The following is a 21,074-nucleotide window of genomic DNA, read 5'->3' as shown; positions in this document are numbered from 1 at the left end:
ACGCGGTGATCAGCACGCTCAACAGATAGCGCTGGCCTGCCGCCGAAGATCGACGTGCAGGCGAGCAACCAGAACCTCGCGCCCACTCATGACCCCGAGTTTTGGTGCAGGGCAACACAATGTCAACGCATGAACACACCCGTCCCGAAGAGTGATATAGCTCGGACTACGAGCATTCCGGGGGCGGGAGGGGGGAGGAGGCAGGCGTCGGCAAGGGGAAGCGGAAAACGGGAGGAGCCGGGAATCCGAAAGCCGGAAGCCGAGAACCGGGGGCCGGGGCCGGGGGCCGGAGAAGCCGCGAACCGGGGCCGACGAAACCGGAAGCCGAGAACCGGGGGCCGACGAAACGGGAAACGGGAAACGGGAAGCGGTGGCAGCACGCTGCCCATCCCACCCAAGCCGCTGAGAGCCCACGCCCAACAGCGAGACAGGGCCGATCAAAGGGGCAAATCCAGGAGGCCCGAGTCACATCGGCCACACCACGCCGGGACCGGCACGCGATCCCCACGATTCCCCGGAAAAGCCAAACCGGCCCTGGGGAACCCCCCAGGGCCGGCCGGCAACTACCCGAGCATGTCGTGCCGAACAATCGTCTGATCCCGCCCGGGGCCAACACCGATCGCCGACATCCGAGCCCCGGAGATCTGCTCCAGGTACTCCACGTACGCCCGCGCGTTCGCGGGAAGCTCCTCGAAGCTCCGACACCCGCTGATGTCCTCGAACCACCCCGGCAGCTCCTCGTACACGGGAACGGCGTGGTGCACGTCCGTCTGCGACATCGGCATCTCGTCCACCCGCGTGCCGTCGATCTCGTAGGCCACGCACACCGGCACCTTCTCCAGGCTGGACAGCACGTCCAGCTTCGTGAGGAAGTAGTCGGTGATCCCGTTGACCCGAGCCGCGTACCGCGCGATGACCGCGTCGAACCACCCGGTGCGGCGGTTCCGCCCGGTGGTCACACCGACCTCGCCGCCGGTCTTCCGCAGGTACTCGCCCATGTCGTCGTTCAGCTCGGTCGGGAACGGCCCGGACCCGACGCGGGTCGTGTAGGCCTTGAGGATCCCGATGACCGTGGTGATGCGGGTGGGCCCGATGCCGGACCCGGCGCAGGCCCCGCCGGAGGTCGGGTTGCTCGACGTGACGAACGGGTAGGTGCCGTGGTCGACGTCCAGCAGCGTCCCCTGCGACCCTTCGAGGAGGACCGTCTCGCCGCGCTCCAGGGCCTGGTTCAGCAGCAGCCGCGTGTCGGCGATCCGACCGGCGAACTTGGAGCCGTGCTCCAGGACGGTGTCGACGACCTGGTCGACCTCCAGCCCCTTGCGGTTGTAGACCTTGACCAGCATCTGGTTCTTGATGTCCAGGGCGGCTTCGACCTTCTGGCGCAGGATCTTCTCGTCCAGCAGGTCCTGCACGCGCACGCCGACCCGCGCGAGCTTGTCCTGGTAGCAGGGGCCGATGCCCCGGCCGGTCGTCCCGATCTTGGCCTTGCCGAGGTACCGCTCGGTGACCTTATCGATGGCCACGTGGTACGGCATGATCAGGTGCGCGTCGGCGGAGAGCAGCAGGCGGTCGGTGTCGACGCCCTTCGCCTCCAGTCCGCCGAGCTCCGCGAGCAGGACGCCGGGGTCGACGACGACACCGTTGCCGATGACGTTCATCACTCCGGGGGTCAAGATGCCCGAGGGGATGAGGTGCAGGGCGAAGTTCTGGCCGTTCGGGAGCACCACGGTGTGACCCGCGTTGTTGCCGCCCTGGTAGCGGACGACCCACTGGACGCGCTCTCCGAGCAGGTCCGTTGCCTTGCCCTTGCCCTCATCGCCCCACTGGGCACCGATCAGCACGACGGCCGGCATGTGAAACTCCAAGGGTTAGGACTGGGAAGGGCAATGCCGGTGCATGAGGGTAGACCAGGAGCTGATGGTGCGCGGAATCGTGCTGGCCTGCGGAAACGACAGCCTCGACAAAGAGTCGCCATTGATCACCGAGCGTGACGACGTCGAGGTGCTCGCCGTGCCCCCGCGACCGGGAAAAGCGCATGTCGACGCCGTCGTGTCCGATTTGGGTGATCAGCGTCTCGTCGTCGCCGGGACCGACGCGGACCTCAACGCGGTCGTCCTGCGGCTGTTGCGGTCCGAGCGTGTCGCGGACGTCGAACTGGCCTACGTGCCGTCGTCGCCCGACTCCGCGGTGGCCGAGCTGTGGGGCCTGCCGACCGACACCGCGCGCGCTCTCGACCTCGCGCTGCGCGGCGACCCGGACAAGGTGCCGTTCCTGCGCGACGACGCGGGCGGCGTGCTCGTCGGGCTCGGCGTGATCAGCCCGGTGCGCGGCGTCGGCTACTGCGACGACGACAACGTGCTGCGCGGCCAGGCGACGCGGCTGGAGGTCACGCCCGACCCGGACGGCGGCGCGGGGCTCGTGGTGCGGGTGGTCCACAAGCGGCTGCTGGGCAAGAAGGTGAAGGAGACCGCCGGGCGGGCGTTCCAACTCGGGTGCCTGCCGACCTCGGTGACGTCCGACGGGTTCGCGCACCCCCGCCAGATGAACAAGTGGACCTGGTACCGCCACACGGAGGACCTGCGGCTGGTGCGCGGGTTGTAAGTACCGAAGTAATTCGTTCGAGTGTCACTCGAAAGCATTGTTATGGCCGTCTGATTATCCGACAGTAATTCCGATTTCCCCAGCGGAAGGTCGGAATCATGTCAACGGTCAACAATGCCGTCCGAGTGGCGGCCCTGTCATTGCTGACTACCGCCGCGCTCACCCTGGGACTCGTTCCCGCGGCGAGCGCGACACCACCGAGCATTCCCAGCACCGCCACCGCGAAAGCGGAACTGGCGGCGCTGTCCGTCGCGGCCGACGGGCCGATGACGGGCTATTCGCGGGACCTCTTCCCGCACTGGAGCACGGTTTCCGGTTCCTGCAACACCCGCGAGACCGTGCTCAAGCGCGACGGCACGAACGTCGTGGTCGACTCCAGCTGCGCCGCCACGTCGGGCCGCTGGTACTCCCCCTACGACGGCGCCACCTGGACCGCGGCGTCCGACGTGGACATCGACCACGTGGTGCCCCTGGCCGCCGCGTGGCGGTCCGGTGCGCGGAACTGGACCACGGCCAAGCGGCAGCAGTTCGCGAACGACCTCAGCGGGCCGCAGCTGATCGCGGTGACGGACAACGTGAACCAGGCGAAGGGCGACCAGACGCCCGCCACCTGGAAGCCGCCGCTGACGTCGTACTGGTGCACCTACGCCAAGATGTGGACGCGCACGAAGCACAAGTGGGCCCTTACCGTGAACACCTCGGAGAAGACCGCGTTGCAGGACATGCTCGGAAGGTGCTGATGGCCGAATACTCGTCACCGTTCGTCGCGGGCCCCGGCGGGATCATGACCGACGACGTCGGCGTGATCACCGGAGAGCTCGAACTGCGGACCGTGCTGGCCGAGGACGGGTCGACGGTGCGCACCGAGGTGCGCTACGAGGGCGCTGACGAGTGGTACGCCCTCACCGGCGGCCACTGCGCCCTCAAGGACCCGGAAGACCTCTCAGCCGTGCACGAGCTGCTGGTGGGCGTGCTGAACCGGCCGGAGGGCTGACGAGGGCGCTGCCGCCGCTCACCGCTTGCGGGTGAGCGGCGGCAGGGCTTCGACCGCCTCCCCGCGCGCCAGGCCGGTGGCCTGGAGCAGGTCGACGGCGACCGAGCGGATCTGGGCCAGCACGACCCTGGTGGAGAACCCGTCGCCGCCCAGCTCGTTCGTGGTCGCGGTGCTCGCCGCGTCCCGCACGGCCGCGCGGGCCAGTTCCGGCCGTTCACCCCTGGCCAGTTCGGTCCTCAGGAGGTCCACGGCGTCCGCGTAGCGGCGCAGCACGTCGGGGAGGATGTCCGGGGTCCGCTCGCCGTCCCTCAGCGCCGCCAGGGCCCGGCGCGCCAGCACCCTGGTGTTGCGCAGCGCGAGGTCGATCGGCACGGCGGCGGCCCGGTAGTGCTCCAGCTCGTTGCGGCGGTGCCAGCGGATCGGCGCGATGGTCGCGATCTCCTTGCCCGCCGCGAGCGCGTCCTTGAAGTCCTCGATGGCCGACTGGCTGCCGCGCAGCTGCGCGAGCACGCCCGCGGCCTTCACGGAGTCGTGCTCGGCCACCGCGCTCGCGATGCCGCGCAGGGCCGTGGACAGCTCGCCCAGCACGACCTTGCCCTGCCGGTGGGCGATGGTGAGCGGGTTCGCGGGCAGCAGCGCCGTGACGGCCAGTCCGACGACGCCGCCGACCAGCGCGTCCACCATGCGGTCGAGCCCGCCGTTGGTGCTGGGCGGCAGCAGCGTCGCCACCAGCACAGCGGACGAGCCGGACTGGAGGGCGATCACCGCGCCGCCGTCGAGCAGCACGGCCGCCGACATCGCCAGCGCCACGACCAGCGCGATCTGCCACGGGCCCGAGCCGATCTGCGAGATCAGCACGTCCCCGACCCCGACGCCGACCGAGACGCCGACGACCAGTTCGGCCACCCGGCGGGGCCGCTGCCCCAGCGAGACGCCGAGGCAGACGACCGCCGCGATCGGTGCGAAGAACGGGTGCGGGTGGCCCACCAGCGTCGTCGCCACGAACCACGCCAGCCCGGCGGCCAGCGCCGCCTGGAGGATCGGCAGCGCGGTGCGCCGCCACCGCTGGAGCCTGCGCCCCAGCTCCGCCCGCACCGCGCCCATCGATCAGCTCAGGCCGAGTGCGGCGGGGGCCTGCGGGTCGCTGTCGGCGAGGAACTTCGAGCAGCGCTCGTACTCCTCGGTCTCGCCGATCTCGTCGGCGGCACGGGCCAGCGCGGCGAGCGCCCGGAGGAAGCCCTGGTTCGGGCGGTGCTTCCACGGCACCGGGCCGAAGCCCTTCCAGCCCGCGCGGCGCAGCTGGTCGAGCCCGCGGTGGTAGCCGGTGCGGGCGTAGGCGTAGGCGGCGACCGGGTCGCCGCCCTGGAGCGCGCGCTCCGCGAGCAGCGCCCACGCCTCGCTGAAGTCGGGGTAGGCACGGACGATCTTGCCCGGATCGGTGCCGCCGTCTGAGGCGGCCTGCGCCTCCGGGCGCTCCGGCAGCAGGGTCGGGTCCGGTCCGAGGAGGTTGGTCATGGGGTAATCGTGCCCCACCGGCCCGGTCAGGACAGGAAGACCCTCGCCACCACGGCCACGGCCGTCAGCAGCAGGGCCGAGACGAGGACGGCGGCGACGACCTTCACACCCATGTTGATCTCCTCGACTCTCAGCGCGTTCTCAGCGCCGCGGCTCGTCGGGTACGGCCGCACGGAGCAACGACCATAGTCCGTCCGGTCGCGTGAATCGGCATTCGCGCAGGCCAGGGCGTTCCCCTAGGGGACCGTGTGGGAAAGACCAGGGGAAACCGCGCTTCCACGCGGGACACCGGGGACGCATCATGTCGGGGTGAACACGGGGGTTAGGGGACGTGTCGCGGAGTTCCGCGACCAGTACTGGGAGCGCGGCGAACCCGGCCGCGAGACCCCGCAGGCGCTCGCCCAGCCGCTCTACCGGCTGTGGCTGGTCGGCCTGCTGCTGAAGCTGATCGGGTCGTCGTGGGACGTCGCCTGGCACTTCAAGTGGCTGCGCGACGAGCTCGCGCCACCACACATGATCAACACCGTCGGCACGGTGATCGTGGTCGGCCTGACGCTCTTCCACACGTTCACCGGGTACGGCGCGGACCGGATCGCGCTGCGCCTGATGCAGTGGGGCACCGGCGTCTTCCTGGTGGCGCTCCCGATCGACCTGATCAACCACCGGGTCAACGGCCTGGACATCACGTCGTGGAGCGGCTCGCACGCGCTGCTGTACCTCGGCACCGGCATCATGCTCGCGGGCGCGATCCGCGGCTGGCTCCGGTTCTACCCGCGGGGCCGAGCGGGCACGCTCGGGCTCGCGGCGCTGTGGATGTTCTTCCTGGAGAACACCTGGTTCCCCAACCAGCACCAGGAGTACGGCGTGATCGCGCTGGGCGCGTGGGACGCGGGGAAGCCGGAGGCCGAACCGATCCTGCTCCAGTTCGCCGCAGACCAGATCGGGCGGCCGGTGGACCGGACGGCGGTGCTGAACTTCGCGCTGCCGATCGCGGACTGGGTGTACCCGTTGTGGGGGCTGGTGTCCACCGGGGTGGTGCTGGTGCTGGCTCGCCGGACGATCGGCAGGCGGTGGGCGGCCACCGCCGTCGCCGGGGGCTACGTGGCGTACCGGTGCCTGATCTGGCCGGTGTTGATGGGGGTCGACTTCCCGACCTCGGCCGTTCCGCTGTTCCTGGTGCTGGTCGGGGTGTGCGTGGACCTCGCGCACACGGCCTCGCTGCCCGCGCTCTCGGCGGGGGTGCTGGGGGCGGCGGCCGTCACCGGGATCGGCTACGGGGGGATCTGGGTGCAGCAGCAGTGGGTCGAGGCGCCGCCGATCCTGTACCCGTCGGCCGCGGTGACGTTCGCGGTGTTGGCGGCGTGCTGGGTGGGGGTGGACCTCTGGACGCGGCGGAGGGTGGCCGCGGTTTCCTGACGCCTTCGCTGGGGCGTGGCGGGGGTCCCGGTGCGGTGGTGTGGTCGATTCGACTTGGGGCCCCTCGACCTGCCCCTTCGTCGGGCCGAGAAGGGCAGGTGGGGGACCTGGCCCTGTGGCTGGTTGACCGACTTGCCTTGAATTGATGATCGGGCAGGTTTTCGTGGCTGCCCTTTGTCCCGATCAAAGGCTCACCCGAGGGGTCCCCCGGTCATGTCGGCCGAACACCCGACCACCTCAGGCGATCCGGTCGGACGTCGAACCCGAGGAGACGACAACGCCCCCCGGAGCCGGAGCTCCGAGGGGCGTCCCCGAAAAAACAGATCAGCCGGCGATCATGCGACCGGACGACTTCAGGTGCTCGCACGCCTGCGCGATGCGCGCACCCATGCCCTGCTCAGCCGCCTTCAGGTAGCTGCGCGGGTCGTACACCTTCTTGTTGCCGACCTCGCCGTCGACCTTCAGCACACCCTCGTAGTTCGTGAACATGTGCTGAACGATCGGACGGGTGAACGCGTACTGCGTGTCCGTGTCGATGTTCATCTTCACGACGCCGTACGAGAGCGACTCGTGGATCTCCTCCAGCAGCGAGCCGGAGCCGCCGTGGAACACGAGGTCGAACGGCTTGGAGCCCGCCGCGAGGCCGAGCTTCTCCGCGACCGCGTCCTGGCCCTGCTTGAGCACCTCGGGGCGCAGCTTCACGTTGCCCGGCTTGTAGACGCCGTGCACGTTGCCGAACGTGGCGGCCAGCAGGTAGTGCCCGCGGTCGCCCGCTCCGAGCGCGTCCACCGTCTTCAGGAAGTCCTCGGTGGTCGTGTAGAGCTTGTCGTTGATCTCGTTGTCGACGCCGTCCTCCTCACCGCCGACGACGCCGACCTCGATCTCCAGGATGATCTTCGCCTTGACGGCTTCCTGGAGCAGGTCGGACGCGATCTGCAGGTTCTCGTCGAGCGGCACCGCGGAGCCGTCCCACATGTGGGACTGGAACAGCGGGTTCTCGCCGCGCGCGACGCGCTCCTGGCTGATCGCGACCAAGGGGCGGACGTAGCCGTCCAGCTTGTCCTTGGGGCAGTGGTCGGTGTGCAGCGCGATGTTGACGGGGTACTTCGCCGCGACCACGTGGGCGAACTCGGCCAGTGCGACAGCGCCGGTGACCATGTCCTTGACCTTGGTGCCGGACGCGAACTCCGCACCACCGGTCGAGACCTGGATGATGCCGTCGCTCTCAGCCTCGGCGAATCCGCGGAGTGCCGCGTTGAGCGTCTCGGACGAGGTGACGTTGATCGCGGGGTAGGCGAATTCGTTCGCCTTCGCGCGACTGATCATCTCGGCGTAGACCTCGGGGGTTGCGATGGGCATCGGTCGTCCTCCTCAGGTGCCCTGAACGCCGTATCAGGGGGCATCCTACGACCCCACCCGAACGATACAGTTGATCATGGGCCCACTTGGCGATCGGAGTAAGCCGAAACTGCCGGTGACCTGCGCGGGATCTCCCGTCAGAAGAGCGCGCCCGCCAGTTCGCGGAAGCCCTCGCGGTCGTGGCCGCCGTCCGCCGTCACCAGCTGCACGGCGACGTGGTCGGCACCCGCGTCGAGGTGCGCGCGCAGCCTCGTGACGACCTGCTCGACCGAGCCCCACGCGACCAGCGCGTCGACCAGGCGGTCGCTGCCGCCGCCGGCGAGGTCGTCCTCGGTGTAGCCGAGGCGCAGCCAGTTGCCGGTGTAGTTGCGCAGGCCGAGGTACAGCTCGATCGACTGCCTGGCCAGCGCGCGGGCCGCGGTCGGGTCGGTCTCCAGCACGACGTGCTGCTCGGGCGCGAGGAGCTTGCCCGGCCCGACGAGTTCGCGGGCGGTGGCGGTGTGCTCGGGCGTCACGAGGTACGGGTGGGCGCCCGCCGTGCGGTCGGCGGCGAGCTTGAGGACGCGCGGCCCGAGGGCGGCGAGGACCCGGCGGTCGACGGGCACGTCCAGCTCGTCGAGGTAGCCCACGAGCTTGTCGTACGGCTTCTCGTACTGGCTGACGGCCTCGGGGTGGCTCGCGCCGACGCCCACCAGGAACCGGCCGGGGTGCTCGCCGTCGATGCGCCGGAAGGTGGCCGACAGCCGCTCCGCGGGCTCGGACCAGACGTTCACGATGCCGGTGGCGACGGGCAGCGCGCGGGTGGTGCGCAGGACGGCCGTCACGGCGTCGAGGTCGCCGCCGGGCGACCCGCCGAGCCACAGCGCGCCGTACCCGAGTTCCTCCAGCTCGGCGGCGGCGTCCCCCTCCCGCTCCCAGAGCCCCGCCCTGCTCCACACCCCGTAGTCGCCCAGCGCCAAGGTCATGTCGGTATCTCCCCACGGATTCGGGTTCGGACCTCTGCGACAACGGAGCCGCGCCGCGATTTAGTTCCGAGTAGGTTCGACCCATGGCGAAACTCGGCAACAGCGATCTGGACGTGTCCCGGCTGGCGCTCGGCGGCAACGTCTTCGGGTGGACCGCGGACGAGGAGCAGTCGTTCGCGGTGCTGGACGCGTACACGGCCGCGGGCGGCAACTTCATCGACACGGCGGACCTGTACGCGGGCGGCCAGTCGGAGACGATCATCGGTCGGTGGCTGGCGGCGCGCGGCAACCGCGCCGACGTCGTCATCGCGACGAAGGTCGGGATGACGAAGGGCCTGGACAACATCAAGGCCGCCACGATCACGACCGCCGCCGAGGCCTCGCTCAAGCGCCTCGGCGTCGACCACGTCGACCTGTACTACGCGCACCGCGACGACGAGGAGACCCCGGCCGAGGAGTACCTGGGCGCGCTGGACGCGCTCGTCCGGGCGGGCAAGGTGCGGCAGATCGCCGCCTCGAACTTCTCCGCGGCGCGGCTCGCGGAGGCGCTGGCGGTCTCCGAGCGGGACGGCCTGGCCCGGTTCGTCGCGCTCCAGCCGGAGTACAGCCTGGTCGCGCGATCGGCGTACGAGGGCGCGCTGGCGGACGTGGTGGCGGCGAACGGCCTGTCCGCGCTGCCGTACTGGGGTCTGGCGAAGGGATTCCTGACGGGCAAGTACCGGCCTGGCGTCGACGTGGACAGCCCGAGGGCGGCCGGGGCGACCAAGTACCTGGACGACCGGGGTCTGCGCGTCCTGGCGGCCCTGGACGAGATCTCCGCCGCGCGGGCGACGTCGGTCGGCGCGGTGGCGCTGGCGTGGATCACCTCGCAGCCGACGGTGCCGTCCGTGCTGGCCAGCGCGCGCAACGCCGAGCAGCTCGACGCCCTGCTGCCCGTGCTCGACCTCCGGCTGTCGCCCGCCGAGGTGCAGCGGCTCACGGACGCGAGCGTTTAACTCGCCAGTAGCTTACTAGCGGTAAGTTGGGCTACGGTGGCCTTCCGGGAACAGCTTCGGGAGGTCACCGTGGACGTCAACGGCAAGGTTGTCCTGATCACCGGCGCGGCCAGGGGCATCGGCGCCGACGTGGCCCGGCGGCTGGCCGCACAGGGGGCCAGGCTCGCGCTGGTCGGCCTGGAGGGCGAGCAGCTCGCCGCCGTCGCCGCCGAGTGCGGCGGCCGGGCGTGGGAGGCCGACGTCACGGACTGGCAGGCCCTGGAGACCGCCGTCGGCGGCGTGGTCGAGCACTTCGGCGGCATCGACGTCGTCGTGGCCAACGCGGGCATCGCGTCGGCCGGGTTCGTCCGCTCCATCGACCCCGCCGCGTTCGAGCGGGTCGTCGAGGTCAACCTGCTCGGCGTGTGGCGGACGGTCAGGACGTGCCTGCCGCACCTGGTCGCGAGCCGCGGCTACTGCCTGGTGGTGTCCTCGCTGGCGGCCATCGTGCAGATCCCCGGCAACGCGGCCTACTCGGCGGCCAAGGCGGGCGTCGAGGCGTTCGCGAACAGCCTCCGCGCCGAGGTACGCCACCTGGGCGTCGACGTCGGCATCGCGTACTTCTCGTGGATCGACACGGACATGGTCAACGGCGCCGACGAGCACCCGGTGTTCGGCCCGATGCGCAAGGCGCTGCCGGGGCTGGCGAGCCGCAAGTACGACGTGTCCGACGTGGGCAGGGCCGTGGTCAAGGGCATCGGCAAGCGGTCGCGGGCGATCCACGTGCCCGGCTGGGTCGGGCGGATCAAGGTGCTGCGGGCGTTCACGCCGGTCGTCGTGGAGCGGCGGTCGGCCGGGATCGTGCCGCGGGGTGACCGGGCGATGCTCGCCGACATCGCGGAGCGCGGGGCTGAGGAGTCGTCGCGGCCCGTCGGTCCCGGCGGCCGGGCGGCGATCCGCTAGCGAAAACCCCGTGCAACGTTCGGGCGGGCCGATCGCGTAGAGCGGCTGGGGGCGCCGCACCGGTGCCCCTCGTCGAACGCGAGGAGCGGAACATGCGCAAACGTCTGGTTCTGGTGGTCGGTGCGATCGTGCTCGGCGGCGTCGGGATCGCCGTGCCCGCCATCGCGGGCGCGGTGAGCGGGAACGGTCCCGTCCCGTCGTCGAGCACCCCGTCCCCGGCCGAGGCGCCGCGGGCGGAGCCGCACCCGGTCGCTGAAGCCCCCGTCGCGGTCCCGGCGGAGAACGCCCCCGTCGCGGTCCCGGCCGCCGAGGCCCCCGTCGCGGTCCCGGCCGAGGGCGTCCCCGGCGCGGTCCCGGTCGGAGACCAGCCCTCCGCGGCACCCGCCGAGGGCTTCCCGTCGGTCGGGACGCCGCCGGTCGACGAAGCCCCCTCCGCGACGCCCGCGGAAGGCCCGCGGGCCGTTCCGGCCCCGGTCGACGCGCCCTCGGTCGCCGAGCGCTGATCCACGCCGCCAGGAGACCCGAGCCGGAGACCACCACGCGGTGACAGACCTGAACTGGAACGTCGAGTTCGCCGAGCACTTCGCCCGCAGCGCCCGCTCGATGCGCTTCACGGCGTACCTGCTGTGCGGGAACTACCCGGAGGCCGAGGACGTCGTGCAGTCGGCGTTCCTCAAGCTCTACCTGGCCGGGCCGGGGGCGGCCCGCCGGGAGGGGCTCGACGCGTACCTGCGCCAGATCGTGGTCCGCACCTTCATCACCGAGCGGCGGCGGGTCCGCTGGCGCCGGGAGCGGCTGGTCGGGGATCCGCCCGAACTGCCGGAGCCCGATCCGTCCACCGAGGTGCGGATCGTGCTCTGGCAGGCGCTCGGGTCGGTGCCCGCGCGGCAGCGCGCCGTGCTGGTGCTGCGGTACTGGCACGACCTGAGCCTGGAGGACACCGCGGCGGCGCTCGGCTGCTCGGTGGGCACGGTGAAGAGCCAGGGCAACCGGGGCCTGGCCGCGCTGCGGCGGCGGCTGGGTCCGGGGTTCGACGAACTTCGGATGGAGGTGCGACGTGGTGCGGGGAGATGACCTGAGGGACGTGTTCGGCGCGCTGCACGCCGCCGACGACGCCGACCTGGGGTTCGACGTCTCCGACGTCGTCCGGGCGGGCGAACGGGTCCGCCGCGGGCGGCGCGCGGCCGCCGCCGCGGGCAGCGGGTTCGCCACGGCCGCGGCCGTCGTGGTGGCGATCGTGCTGCTGCCGGGCGAGCGGTCGCCGACCCCGGTGCCGCCCGCGGGCCCGGCGACCGGCACGACGACGAGCACCCCCGCGCCGTCGGCCGACCCCGCCCCGCCGGTCGATCCAGCGCCGCCGGTCGATCCAGCGCCGTCGACCACACCGCCGGGCGTCCCGGCCCCGTCGAGCGGACCACCGCTCGACGTGCCCCCCGCCTCGTCGGGCGACGGGCCGGACGAGGGCCACCCGCCGATCGCCCCGGAGGGGGAACCGCGAGCGGACCCGTCCTGACGATCCGCGGGGGAGCTAGACCAACGTGCCCTTGATGGCGTTCCACTCGCGCACGGTGGTCTCGGCGAGCACCTGCGCGCCCGCGTACGGGTCGGCGGCGAGGTAGCCGCGCAGCTCCGCCTCGTCGGCCGCCTCGAAGACCAGGAGAGCGCCTTCCATGTCGGCGTACGGGCCGGAGAGCAGCAGAACGCCCTTGTCCACCAACGTGTCGAGGTAGTCCCGGTGCTTGGGCCTGACCTCGGCCAACCTGTCCCGATCTGGCCCGTAGACGAACTGGACCGCGAACCTGGCCATGCGCACCTCCACCGAGAACCTGTGTTGCCGAGCCGAAGCTACCCGCCGACCGGTAACGTCCTCCCCGTGGTCGGTCCCGAGCAGAACAGCAGCGGCGTCGTGCGCGTGCAGGACACGCTGACCAACCTCCGCATCCAGGACGGCGCGGCCCCGGCGCCCGCCGGTCCCCTGACGCTGGAGGACCTCTACCGCCAGCACCGGATGCGGCTGGTGCGCCTCGCGCTGCTGCTCGTCGACGAACCCGCGACAGCCGAGGACGTGGTGCAGGAGGCCTTCACCGGTCTGCACCGGAACTGGGGAAACCTGCGCGACGCGCAGGCGGCGCTGGGCTACCTGCGGACGGCGGTGGTCAACGGGTCGCGCAGCGTGCTGCGCCGCCGCAAGACCGCGCGCGACTACACACCCCCGCACGCGGTGAACGCCCGCTCGGCCGAGAGCCTCGCGATGCTGACCGCGGAGCACCAGGCCGTGGTCGCTGCGCTCCAGCAGCTGCCGCCGAGGCAGCGCGAGGTGCTGGTGCTGCGCTACTACGGCGACATGTCCGAGGCGGAGATCGCCGAGGCCACCGGCATCTCGAAGGGCACCGTGAAGTCCACGGCCAGCCGGGCCCTCGACGCGTTGCAGAAGATCATGGCGGCCCGCTAGACCCGCTGGACCTCCACCCCGCGCTCCAGGTACGGCGCGACGGCCTGGTCCGTCGCGGTCGTGTCGGTGATGAGCACGTCCACCTGGTCGACGCCGACGATCCGCGCGAGCGTCCGCCTGCCGAGCTTGGACGAGTGCGCGACCACGACGACGCGTTCGGCGTGCGCGGCGAACACCCGGCACAGCTCGGCCTCCCCCTCGTGGCGCGCGGTCGCGCCCAGCACCGGGTCCAGCCCGTCGACGCCGAGGAACGCCAGGTCGAGCGACAGCTCGTCCGCGATCCTGGCGGCGAGCGGGCCGATCAGCTGGTAGGACTGCGGGCGCGCGACGCCACCCGTGACGACGAGCTTCACGCGGGGGCGGACGACCAGTTCACCGGCGATGTTCAGGGCGTTCGTCACGACCGTCACGTCGAGGTCGGGCCTGGTCGCGAGTCCTCTCGCGACCTCCGTGACGGTGGTGCCGCCGGTGAGCCCGACGACCGAACCCGGCGCGGCCAGCGCCGCCGCGGCCTGGCCGATGCGCTGCTTCTCGTCGGCCCTGCGGGAGGCCTTGTAGCGCATCGGCAGGTCGTAGGAGACGGCCTGGGCGACGGCACCGCCGTGGGTGCGGCTGAGCAGCTGCTGCTCGGCGAGGTGGTCGAGGTCGCGCCGGACGGTGGCCGCCGAGACGCCGAGTTCGACAGCGACCTCGTCGGTTCCGAGCCTGCCGCGGGCGGCCAGGAGCTCCAGCAACGCCGTCAGCCGTTCGTACCGGTTCACCGCCCACATGATTCCGCGACCGGACCCATTCCGGGCCTTGGTATAGACCAATGGGCGGTGCATGCCGCAGTATCGACCCTCGTGGCACGCACGAGACACGTGGTCGCCGTCGACGTCGGCGGAACCGAGACCAAAGCAGCGCTGGTGGCGGGCACGCCGGAGCGCGTGGTCGCGGTGGAACAACAGCGGCGGGGCACCCCCAGGGGCGCGGACGGCACGGCGACCGCCGAGGCGGTGGTGGACCTGGTCGTCGACGTCGTCGACGGGCTGCGGGCCGCCGCGGAGCACGGGGTCGACGCCGTCGGCGTCGTCGTCCCCGGCGTGGTCGACGAGCGCACGGGGGTCGGGGTGTACTCGACCAACCTGGGCTGGAACGACTTCCCGTTCCGCGACCGGATCGCCGAGCGCACGGGCCTGACCGTCGCGTTCGGACACGACGTGCGCGCGGGCGGCCTCGCGGAGTGCCGGATGGGCGCCGCGCGGGGGCTGCGCAACGGGGTGATCATGCCCATCGGCACCGGGATAGCGGGCGCGCTGGTGCTCGACGGCCGGATCCACGGCGGCGACGGCTACGCGGGCGAGGTCGGCCACGTCGACGTCGGCCACGGCGATCCCTGCGGCTGCGGGCAGGTCGGGTGCGTGGAGGTGCGCGCGTCCTCGGGCGGCATCGCCCGCCGGTTCACCGAGCGCACCGGCATCCCCGTCGGCGGCGCGGCCGAGGTGGCGGCCATGGTGCGCGCGGGCGACCCGGACGCCCGCGCCGTGTGGGACGAGGCGATCGACGCGCTGGCCAGGGGGATCGTGCTCCTGGCTGGCGTGCTCGGACCCGAGGCGGTGGTGCTCGGCGGCGGTCTCGCCCTGTCCGGCGAACTGCTCGCGGCGCCACTGGGCAAGAAGCTGGACGGGTTGATCACCTTCCAGCGACGACCGGAACTTCGGTTGGCCGCGCTCGGCGACGAGGCCGGATGCCTCGGCGCGGCGCTGCTCGCCATCGACGAGTTGGAGGGTTCATGAGCACGTGGGGCGGACCGGTGGACGTGACCTTGACCGGTGGTCGGGTGGTCACGCCGGACGGCGTGCTCGAATCGGGGTGGCTGACCGTGCGCGACGGCCGGATCCTGGCCGTCGGCGAGGGGACGGTCCCGGACGGGCCGACGACGGACGTGAGCGGGTCGTGGCTGGTGCCCGGCTTCGTCGACATCCACTGCCACGGCGGCGGCGGCGAGGCGTTCACCAACGCCGACCCGGACCGCGTGCGCAAGGCGGCGTCGGCGCACCGCAGGCACGGCACCACCACGCTGCTCGCCAGCCTGGTGTCGCGGCCGGTGCCGGAGATGGTCGAGCAGATCGCGAAGCTCGCCGAGCTGACGCAGGACGGCCTGATCTCCGGGCTGCACCTGGAGGGCCCCTTCCTGTCCGCCGCGCGCTGCGGCGCGCACGACCCGGCGATCCTGCGCCCGCCGGACCGCGACTCCGTGGCGAAGCTGCTCGCCGCGGGCGGGGGCGCCGTCCGGATGATCACCCTGGCTCCGGAGCTGGAGGGCGCGGTCGACGCGGTGAAGCTGCTGGTCGACAACGATGTCCTCGCGGCGGTCGGCCACACCGACGGCACCGAGGCCCAGATCCGCCCCGCGATCGACGCGGGCGCGTCCGTGGCGACCCACCTGTTCAACGGGATGCGCCCGCTGCACCACCGCGAGCCGGGCCCGATCGGCGCGCTGCTGGACGACGAGCGCGTCACCGTCGAGCTGATCTGCGACCTCGTGCACCTGCACCCCACGACGGTGCGGCTGGCCGCCCGGCACGCGGGCACGGGCCGCACGGTGCTCATCACCGACGCCATCGCGGCGGCCGGGGTCGGCGACGGCGTGTACGACGTGGGCGGTCTCGAAGTGCGCGTGGTCGACGGCGTGCCCACGCTCGCGGGCGGCGGTTCGCTGGCGGGCAGCACGCTGACCATGGACGCCGCGTTCCGCAACGCGGTGACCTCGTGCGGGCTGAGCATCGTCGAGGCGTCCCGGGCGGCGTCGACCCGACCGGCCGCGCTGCTCGGCCTGAGCGACCGGACCGGTGAACTCCGCGCGGGCCTCGCGGCCGACCTGGTGGTGCTCGACGCCGAGCTCCGACCACGCGATGTGATGAGCAGGGGCGCGTGGGTCAAGGACTAGGACCCGGTCTGGGCTAGCGTCGGAGCCATGCCCGACGACCAGGAGCGGCTGGTGGCCGACGCGCTGCGCGCGCAGGCCACCAGTTCCGGCATGCACGTCGTGCGCTCCGCGCCCGCGGCCGGGGAGCCCGCGCGCCCGCCGGCGCTGGCCGCCCGGTGGGTGCTGCTGCTCGCGCTCCTCTTCGGACTCGCGGCCGGAACGGTCGTCGCCGTGGTCACGTTGCGCTGACCGCCCATCACCGATGCCGGAATTGCCCGTCTCGGAATGCCTGTACCGTGTGACGCGTGACGGCTGCGCTCACCACCTCCACGGTTGCCCTCGGCCCGCAGTGGCTGAACCCCGAATACCTCTTGAGCAGCTTCGGGGGGTTCGCGCTCTTCGCGCTCTGCTTCATCATCTTCGCCGAGTGCGGCCTTCTGGTCGGCTTCTTCCTGCCGGGTGACTCGCTGTTGTTCACCGCCGGGCTGTTCGTCGCCACCGGCGCGCTGGACTACCCGTTGTGGCTGGTCTGCGTGCTCGTGACGGTGTGCGCCATGGTCGGCAACGTCGTCGGGTACTACATCGGCCTGCGCGCCGGGCCCGCGCTGTTCAACAAGCCGGAGTCCAAGATCTTCAAGAAGGAGTACGTCGAGAAGACGGAGGGCTTCTTCGAGAAGTACGGCGCCCGCGCGATCGTCATGGCCCGGTTCGTGCCGATCGTCCGCACCTTCATCACCGCCATGGCGGGCGTGGGTCGGATGGACGCGAGGAAGTACTTCACCTACTCGGCCATCGGCGGCATCGCCTGGGCCGCGGGCCTGACGGTCCTGGGCTACTTCCTCGGCCAGATCGAGTTCGTGCGCAAGAACATCGAGATGATGCTGATCCTGATCGTGCTGATCTCGGTCGTGCCGATCATCATCGAGTTCATCAAGGCGAAGCGCGAGAAGAAGTCGCTGGTCCAGCAGGAGGCCGACGACATCACGCAGGTCCTCCCTAGGGTGGACACCTCCTCGGAGGCCACGCAGGTCTTCCCGAAGGTCGACCACGACCGCTGATCCCCTCCAGCTCCACGACGACGCCCGTGAGGTCCCACCTCACGGGCGTCGTCCTTTGTGGACGTCACATCGAGAACATCGAGCCGGGGTTGAAGAGGTTCTCCGGGTCGAGGGCTCGCTTGATCTCGCGGTGCACGCGCAGGCCGACCGGTCCGATCTCGCGCTCCAGCCACTCCCGCTTGATCTTGCCGATGCCGTGCTCGCCCGTGACGGTCCCGCCGAGCGCGAGGCCGACGGACAGGATCTCGTCGAAAGCCTTGCGGGCGCGGGAGAACTCGTCCTCGGACGCGGGGTCGTAGACGATGGTGGGGTGCATGTTGCCGTCGCCGGCGTGGCCGACGACGGCGATGCGCAGGCCGACCTCGGCGCTGACGCGCTCGCAGCCCGCGATCAGCTCGGCGATCCTGGTGCGGGGCACGCAGACGTCGTCGGTGAGCCAGGCCCCGTAGACCTCCAGCGCCGTCAGGACGGCGCGGCGGGCGGTCAGCAGGTCGCGCCCCTCGGAGACGTCCTCGGTGGCGTAGACCAGTTCGGCGCCCGCGTTGGTGCAGAGCTGCTCGATGACGGCCAGCTCGCGCATCCCGACCTCGGCACCGGCGTCGGACTGGCAGATCAGCAGCGCCGCGCAGCCGGGGCCGGCGCCGAGCTCGGTCTTCAGGTACGTCTCGACGGCCTCGATGGACGTGCGGTCCATGATCTCCATCAGCGACGGCACCAGGCCCTCGCGCACCACGGCGCTGACCGCGACCCCGGCCGCCTCCGTGGTGTTGAACGCCGCCACCAGCGTCACCGGCGCCTGCGGCAGCGGTCGGAGCGCGAGCGTGGCCTTCGTGATCACGCCGAGCGTGCCCTCGCTGCCGATGAACAGCTTGGTCAGGTCGTAGCCCGCCACGCCCTTCACGGTCCGGCGGCCGGTCTTCAGCACCTCGCCGTCGGCCAGCACGACTTCGAGGCCGAGCACCGAATCCGTGGTGACGCCGTACTTCACGCAGCACAGCCCGCCCGCGTTCGTGGACAGGTTGCCGCCGATCGTGCACCAGTCGTAGCTCGACGGGTCCGGCGGGTAGAACAGGCCGTTCTTCTCCACGGCCCCGCGCAGGTCGAGGTTGACCACCCCCGGCTCCACGACCGCGAGCCGGTTGTCGGCGTCGATCTCCACGATCGCGTTCATCTTCGTGGTCACGAGCACCACGCAGCCGTCGATCGCGTTGGCCGCGCCGGACAGTCCGCTGCCCGCGCCGCGCGGCACGATCGGGACGCCCGCCGCGGCGCACGCGCGCACCACGGCCCGGACCTCTTCGGTGTCGGCGGGCAGGACGACCGCGAGCGGTGAGCCGTACGGCGCGAGCGGCATCATGTCGCGCTGGTAGGCGGCGGTGACGTCGGTGTCGGTCAGGACGGCGTTCGGACCCAACGCCGCGCGGAGTTCTTCGACCAGGGCCATGCCCAGCACGCTAGCGGGGTCTTCGTCACACCGGAACGGTGCGTTTGCGACATCCGGGCACAGAGGTCCCCGGCGCCGGGACGATCGTGCGGCGGCATCCGGGGGCATGGCGCAGACTCGGTGGATGGTCAACGCGGAGACTGGGAGCGGCAGGCTCACCCACCGGCAGATCCTCGCCGTCCTGAGCGGCCTGATGGTCGGCATGTTCCTGGCGGCGCTCGACCAGACGATCGTCGGCACGTCGATCCGGACGATCGCCGACGACCTCCAGGGTCTCAGCCTCCAGGCGTGGGCCACGACCGCCTACCTGATCACGTCGACCATCTCGACACCGATCTACGGCAAGCTGTCGGACATCTACGGCAGGCGGCCGTTCTACCTGGCCGCGATCACCATCTTCGTCATCGGGTCGCTGGCCTGCACGTTCTCCACGTCGATGTACGAGCTGGCGGCGTTCCGCGCCCTCCAGGGCCTCGGCGCGGGCGGGTTGATGTCGCTGGCGTTCACGATCATCGCCGACATGATGCCGCCCCGCGAGCGCGCCAAGTACCAGGGCTACTTCCTCGCCGTGTTCGGCACCTCCAGCGTGCTCGGGCCGGTCATCGGCGGCTTCCTCGCAGGTCAGGACACCATCCTCGGCATCACGGGCTGGCGCTGGGTGTTCCTGGTGAACGTGCCGATCGGCGTCGTCGCGCTGGCCGTCGTGTGGCGCGTGCTGCGGCTCCCGCACGAGGCGCACGACCACCGCATCGACTACTGGGGCGCGCTGTTCCTGACCACGGGCATCGTGCCGCTGCTGATCGTCGCCGAGCAGGGCCGCGAGTGGGGCTGGGGCTCGGTCGGGTCGATCGCCTGCTACGTCGTCGGCGTGGTCGGCGTGGCGCTGTTCATCCGGGTCGAGTCCAAGATGGGCGACGAGGCCCTGATCCCGCTCAAGCTGTTCGGCTCGTCCACGTTCACCATGATCATCATCGCCGGGTTCGTCGTCGGCATCGGCATGTTCGGCGGCATCTCGATGATCCCGCAGTACCTCCAGATCGTGAAGGGCCACACGCCCACCGAGGCCGGTCTGCTGATGATCCCCATGACGCTGGGCATCATGGTCGGCTCGATCCTGTCCGGCCAGATCACCTCGCGCACCGGCCGCTACAAGGTGTTCCCGATCATCGGCACCGCGCTGATGGTGATCGCGATGTTCCTGTTCTACACGGTCGGCGTCGACTCCCCGATCTGGCAGCCGACGGTCTACATGACGATCTTCGGCTTCGGGCTCGGCAACTGCATGCAGACGCTCACGATCGCCGCGCAGAACGCCGTGCCGATGCGCGACCTCGGCGTCGCGACCGCGTCCGCCACGTTCTTCCGCCAGATGGGCGGCACGGTCGGCGTCGCGGTGTTCCTGTCCATCATGTTCAGCACGGTGCCGGACCGCATCGGGGACGCGTTCGCCCGGATCGTGCCGACACCGGAGTTCCAGGCCGCGCTGAAGGACCCGGCGGTGCTGGCCGACCCGGTCAACAAGCCGGTGCTCGACGCGCTCCAGGGCGGCGGGGGCGACGCGGGCGTCCTCCAGGACTCGTCGTTCCTCCAGCAGGTCGACCCCCGGCTGGCGAGGCCGTTCCTGGAGGGCTTCGCGGAGTCGATCGACGCGGTGTTCCTGACCGGCGCGTTCGTCATGGTCGTCGCGTTCGCGACCACGTTCCTGATCAAGGAGATCCCGCTGCGGACGACGACCACGGACCTCGACTCAGTGCCGCACGTGTGACGCCGAGCCCGTGAGTTCGCGGACGCCCCGCCACAGCAGGTCGGTGGTCAGCGCGACGACGTGCTCGCGCGAGACGTCCCGGTTGCTCCACCACCACGTGGCGATGGCGTTCAACGCGCTCTTCGCCGCCTCGGCCAGCACCTCGTCGGCGCGGTCCCGGTCGAGGTCGACGGACAGGTCCAGGTGCGGCACCGACCGGAACAGCGCCGTGAGGTGCCTGGTGGCCCTCGCCTGCCCCTCGCGGTGCACCCGAGCCGCGTCCTCGTCGCGCGGCGGCTCACCGAAGATCATCCGCCAGGCGAGCTCGTTCTGCTCGATCCACGCGTAGATCGAGCAGACGCGTCCGTGGAACAGGTCGTACGTGCTCACCGGGGCCACCGGCGCGGCCCACTCGCCGACCAGCGAGTCGACCTGCTTGCCGAGGAGGACCGAGTACAGGTCCGCCTTGGACGCGAAGTGGTCGTAGAGCACGGGCGTCGTGATGCCCGCCCTGGTCGCCACCTCCCGCATGCCCGCGTGGGCGTAGCCGGTGGTGGCGAACACCTCCGCCGCCGTGGCGAGGATCTGCTCACGGCGCTGCGGCTTGGTCATCCGGGTGCTCGACATGGCACCGCAGAGGCTAGGGCGGATCAGCGCTGAGCGGTGCCGGTCGTTCGCACC

26 protein-coding genes are annotated in these 21,074 nt (G+C 71.3%); 15 read left to right on the top strand and 11 right to left on the bottom strand.

Annotation, left to right across the window (positions count from 1 at the left end; all coding sequences use genetic code 11):
- Nucleotides 1-18 precede the first annotated feature (18 nt).
- Nucleotides 19-90, bottom strand: a complete 72-nt coding sequence (locus AC156L_RS28205; protein ID WP_414719818.1) for a putative leader peptide — start codon at nt 88-90, stop codon at nt 19-21.
- Nucleotides 91-563: 473 nt separating this feature from the next.
- Entirely contained in the window at nt 564-1,853 is a 1,290-nt protein-coding gene (locus AC156L_RS28200; RefSeq protein WP_330874581.1) for an adenylosuccinate synthase, read from the bottom strand.
- A 64-nt stretch (nt 1,854-1,917) separates the two neighbouring features.
- On the opposite strand from AC156L_RS28200, the gene AC156L_RS28195 reads away from it, so the two are divergent.
- From AC156L_RS28195 to AC156L_RS28185, 3 genes are all read left to right on the top strand, one after another.
- Nucleotides 1,918-2,601 carry a hypothetical protein gene (locus tag AC156L_RS28195; RefSeq protein WP_330874660.1) on the top strand — a complete coding sequence of 228 codons (684 nt, stop codon included), beginning with the start codon at nt 1,918-1,920 and terminating at the stop codon, nt 2,599-2,601.
- Between the two features lie 98 nt (nt 2,602-2,699).
- On the top strand, nt 2,700-3,341 hold the full coding sequence (locus AC156L_RS28190; RefSeq protein ID WP_330874582.1) for an HNH endonuclease family protein: 642 nt from the start codon (nt 2,700-2,702) through the stop codon (nt 3,339-3,341).
- The gene (locus AC156L_RS28185; protein WP_330874583.1) at nt 3,341-3,595 is read left to right on the top strand and encodes a hypothetical protein; all 255 of its coding nucleotides are present in this window, start codon (nt 3,341-3,343) and stop codon (nt 3,593-3,595) included. Before AC156L_RS28190 ends, AC156L_RS28185 begins: the two co-directional genes overlap by 1 nt.
- A gap of 18 nt (nt 3,596-3,613) precedes the next feature.
- On the opposite strand, the gene AC156L_RS28180 is transcribed toward AC156L_RS28185, so the two are convergent.
- The 3 genes from AC156L_RS28180 to AC156L_RS28170 are packed head-to-tail and all read right to left on the bottom strand — an operon-like array spanning nt 3,614 to nt 5,283.
- Nucleotides 3,614-4,699 carry an FUSC family protein gene (locus AC156L_RS28180; protein ID WP_330874584.1) on the bottom strand — a complete coding sequence of 362 codons (1,086 nt, stop codon included), beginning with the start codon at nt 4,697-4,699 and terminating at the stop codon, nt 3,614-3,616.
- A 3-nt stretch (nt 4,700-4,702) separates the two neighbouring features.
- Nucleotides 4,703-5,110: a DUF3151 domain-containing protein gene (locus tag AC156L_RS28175; protein ID WP_330874585.1), complete on the bottom strand. Its 408-nt coding sequence runs from the start codon at nt 5,108-5,110 to the stop codon at nt 4,703-4,705.
- Nucleotides 5,111-5,136: 26 nt separating this feature from the next.
- On the bottom strand, nt 5,137-5,283 hold the full coding sequence (locus AC156L_RS28170) for a hypothetical protein (RefSeq protein ID WP_330874586.1): 147 nt from the start codon (nt 5,281-5,283) through the stop codon (nt 5,137-5,139).
- A gap of 136 nt (nt 5,284-5,419) precedes the next feature.
- Here AC156L_RS28170 and AC156L_RS28165 point away from each other — a divergent pair, with 136 nt between their 5' ends.
- Nucleotides 5,420-6,526, top strand: coding sequence for a hypothetical protein (locus AC156L_RS28165; RefSeq protein WP_330874588.1), 1,107 nt, complete (start codon nt 5,420-5,422; stop codon nt 6,524-6,526).
- Nucleotides 6,527-6,850: 324 nt separating this feature from the next.
- Here AC156L_RS28165 and fbaA read toward each other — a convergent pair whose 3' ends face one another.
- Nucleotides 6,851-7,885, bottom strand: a complete 1,035-nt coding sequence (gene fbaA / locus AC156L_RS28160; RefSeq protein WP_330874590.1) for a class II fructose-bisphosphate aldolase — start codon at nt 7,883-7,885, stop codon at nt 6,851-6,853.
- Between the two features lie 137 nt (nt 7,886-8,022).
- Nucleotides 8,023-8,850, bottom strand: a complete 828-nt coding sequence (locus tag AC156L_RS28155; RefSeq protein ID WP_330874592.1) for an LLM class F420-dependent oxidoreductase — start codon at nt 8,848-8,850, stop codon at nt 8,023-8,025.
- Between the two features lie 83 nt (nt 8,851-8,933).
- Here AC156L_RS28155 and AC156L_RS28150 point away from each other — a divergent pair, with 83 nt between their 5' ends.
- The 5 genes from AC156L_RS28150 (at nt 8,934) to AC156L_RS28130 (ending at nt 12,300) form a co-directional block, all read left to right on the top strand.
- Entirely contained in the window at nt 8,934-9,845 is a 912-nt protein-coding gene (locus AC156L_RS28150) for an aldo/keto reductase (protein WP_330874594.1), read from the top strand.
- Between the two features lie 36 nt (nt 9,846-9,881).
- Entirely contained in the window at nt 9,882-10,787 is a 906-nt protein-coding gene (locus tag AC156L_RS28145; RefSeq protein ID WP_330874596.1) for an SDR family oxidoreductase, read from the top strand.
- A 92-nt stretch (nt 10,788-10,879) separates the two neighbouring features.
- The gene (locus tag AC156L_RS28140) at nt 10,880-11,290 is read left to right on the top strand and encodes a hypothetical protein (protein ID WP_330874598.1); all 411 of its coding nucleotides are present in this window, start codon (nt 10,880-10,882) and stop codon (nt 11,288-11,290) included.
- Between the two features lie 49 nt (nt 11,291-11,339).
- Nucleotides 11,340-11,861, top strand: coding sequence for a SigE family RNA polymerase sigma factor (locus AC156L_RS28135; protein WP_330874661.1), 522 nt, complete (start codon nt 11,340-11,342; stop codon nt 11,859-11,861).
- Entirely contained in the window at nt 11,845-12,300 is a 456-nt protein-coding gene (locus tag AC156L_RS28130) for a hypothetical protein (RefSeq protein ID WP_330874600.1), read from the top strand. The genes AC156L_RS28135 and AC156L_RS28130 overlap by 17 nt, the downstream gene beginning before the upstream one ends.
- A 15-nt stretch (nt 12,301-12,315) precedes the next feature.
- On the opposite strand, the gene AC156L_RS28125 is transcribed toward AC156L_RS28130, so the two are convergent.
- The gene (locus tag AC156L_RS28125; RefSeq protein ID WP_330874602.1) at nt 12,316-12,594 is read right to left on the bottom strand and encodes a YciI family protein; all 279 of its coding nucleotides are present in this window, start codon (nt 12,592-12,594) and stop codon (nt 12,316-12,318) included.
- Between the two features lie 66 nt (nt 12,595-12,660).
- Here AC156L_RS28125 and AC156L_RS28120 point away from each other — a divergent pair, with 66 nt between their 5' ends.
- Nucleotides 12,661-13,239: a SigE family RNA polymerase sigma factor gene (locus AC156L_RS28120; protein WP_330874603.1), complete on the top strand. Its 579-nt coding sequence runs from the start codon at nt 12,661-12,663 to the stop codon at nt 13,237-13,239.
- On the opposite strand, the gene AC156L_RS28115 is transcribed toward AC156L_RS28120, so the two are convergent.
- On the bottom strand, nt 13,236-14,000 hold the full coding sequence (locus AC156L_RS28115; protein WP_330874605.1) for a DeoR/GlpR family DNA-binding transcription regulator: 765 nt from the start codon (nt 13,998-14,000) through the stop codon (nt 13,236-13,238). The two genes, AC156L_RS28120 and AC156L_RS28115, sit on opposite strands and share 4 nt — an antisense overlap.
- Nucleotides 14,001-14,081: 81 nt before the next feature.
- Between AC156L_RS28115 and AC156L_RS28110 the strand changes: the two genes are divergently transcribed.
- The 4 genes from AC156L_RS28110 to AC156L_RS28095 are packed head-to-tail and all read left to right on the top strand — an operon-like array spanning nt 14,082 to nt 17,205.
- Nucleotides 14,082-15,014: an ROK family protein gene (locus tag AC156L_RS28110; RefSeq protein WP_330874607.1), complete on the top strand. Its 933-nt coding sequence runs from the start codon at nt 14,082-14,084 to the stop codon at nt 15,012-15,014.
- On the top strand, nt 15,011-16,168 hold the full coding sequence (nagA, locus tag AC156L_RS28105) for an N-acetylglucosamine-6-phosphate deacetylase (protein ID WP_330874608.1): 1,158 nt from the start codon (nt 15,011-15,013) through the stop codon (nt 16,166-16,168). Before AC156L_RS28110 ends, nagA begins: the two co-directional genes overlap by 4 nt.
- Before the next feature lie 27 nt (nt 16,169-16,195).
- Complete coding sequence (locus AC156L_RS28100; RefSeq protein ID WP_330874610.1) at nt 16,196-16,396, top strand: hypothetical protein; 201 nt, start codon at nt 16,196-16,198, stop codon at nt 16,394-16,396.
- 56 nt (nt 16,397-16,452) lie between these two features.
- Entirely contained in the window at nt 16,453-17,205 is a 753-nt protein-coding gene (locus AC156L_RS28095; protein WP_330874612.1) for a DedA family protein, read from the top strand.
- Nucleotides 17,206-17,269: 64 nt separating this feature from the next.
- Here AC156L_RS28095 and AC156L_RS28090 read toward each other — a convergent pair whose 3' ends face one another.
- Nucleotides 17,270-18,649: an FAD-binding oxidoreductase gene (locus AC156L_RS28090; RefSeq protein ID WP_414719817.1), complete on the bottom strand. Its 1,380-nt coding sequence runs from the start codon at nt 18,647-18,649 to the stop codon at nt 17,270-17,272.
- A 124-nt stretch (nt 18,650-18,773) separates the two neighbouring features.
- Here AC156L_RS28090 and AC156L_RS28085 point away from each other — a divergent pair, with 124 nt between their 5' ends.
- Nucleotides 18,774-20,414, top strand: a complete 1,641-nt coding sequence (locus tag AC156L_RS28085; RefSeq protein ID WP_330874616.1) for an MDR family MFS transporter — start codon at nt 18,774-18,776, stop codon at nt 20,412-20,414.
- Here AC156L_RS28085 and AC156L_RS28080 read toward each other — a convergent pair.
- Nucleotides 20,397-21,020 (bottom strand): TetR/AcrR family transcriptional regulator, encoded by a 624-nt coding sequence (locus AC156L_RS28080; RefSeq protein ID WP_330874618.1) that lies wholly within the window; start codon nt 21,018-21,020, stop codon nt 20,397-20,399. The genes AC156L_RS28085 and AC156L_RS28080 overlap by 18 nt on opposite strands.
- Between the last annotated feature and the right edge of the window lie 54 nt (nt 21,021-21,074).

The organism is Umezawaea sp., from assembly GCF_057122925.1.
The sequence above is the reverse complement of the archived record's forward strand: the minus strand, read 5'-3'. Positions and strand labels throughout refer to the sequence as shown.

Coding starts and splice junctions, on each gene's coding strand:
- AC156L_RS28085 (WP_330874616.1), top strand. CDS start 18,774: ATGGTCAACGCGGAGACTGGGAGCGGCAGGCTCACCCACCGGCAGATC.
- AC156L_RS28150 (WP_330874594.1), top strand. CDS start 8,934: ATGGCGAAACTCGGCAACAGCGATCTGGACGTGTCCCGGCTGGCGCTC.
- AC156L_RS28175 (WP_330874585.1), bottom strand. CDS start 5,110: ATGACCAACCTCCTCGGACCGGACCCGACCCTGCTGCCGGAGCGCCCG.
- AC156L_RS28090 (WP_414719817.1), bottom strand. CDS start 18,649: ATGGCCCTGGTCGAAGAACTCCGCGCGGCGTTGGGTCCGAACGCCGTC.
- AC156L_RS28080 (WP_330874618.1), bottom strand. CDS start 21,020: ATGTCGAGCACCCGGATGACCAAGCCGCAGCGCCGTGAGCAGATCCTC.
- AC156L_RS28155 (WP_330874592.1), bottom strand. CDS start 8,850: ATGACCTTGGCGCTGGGCGACTACGGGGTGTGGAGCAGGGCGGGGCTC.
- AC156L_RS28125 (WP_330874602.1), bottom strand. CDS start 12,594: ATGGCCAGGTTCGCGGTCCAGTTCGTCTACGGGCCAGATCGGGACAGG.
- AC156L_RS28140 (WP_330874598.1), top strand. CDS start 10,880: ATGCGCAAACGTCTGGTTCTGGTGGTCGGTGCGATCGTGCTCGGCGGC.
- AC156L_RS28180 (WP_330874584.1), bottom strand. CDS start 4,699: ATGGGCGCGGTGCGGGCGGAGCTGGGGCGCAGGCTCCAGCGGTGGCGG.
- fbaA (WP_330874590.1), bottom strand. CDS start 7,885: ATGCCCATCGCAACCCCCGAGGTCTACGCCGAGATGATCAGTCGCGCG.
- AC156L_RS28190 (WP_330874582.1), top strand. CDS start 2,700: ATGTCAACGGTCAACAATGCCGTCCGAGTGGCGGCCCTGTCATTGCTG.
- nagA (WP_330874608.1), top strand. CDS start 15,011: ATGAGCACGTGGGGCGGACCGGTGGACGTGACCTTGACCGGTGGTCGG.
- AC156L_RS28200 (WP_330874581.1), bottom strand. CDS start 1,853: ATGCCGGCCGTCGTGCTGATCGGTGCCCAGTGGGGCGATGAGGGCAAG.
- AC156L_RS28100 (WP_330874610.1), top strand. CDS start 16,196: ATGCCCGACGACCAGGAGCGGCTGGTGGCCGACGCGCTGCGCGCGCAG.
- AC156L_RS28185 (WP_330874583.1), top strand. CDS start 3,341: ATGGCCGAATACTCGTCACCGTTCGTCGCGGGCCCCGGCGGGATCATG.
- AC156L_RS28195 (WP_330874660.1), top strand. CDS start 1,918: ATGGTGCGCGGAATCGTGCTGGCCTGCGGAAACGACAGCCTCGACAAA.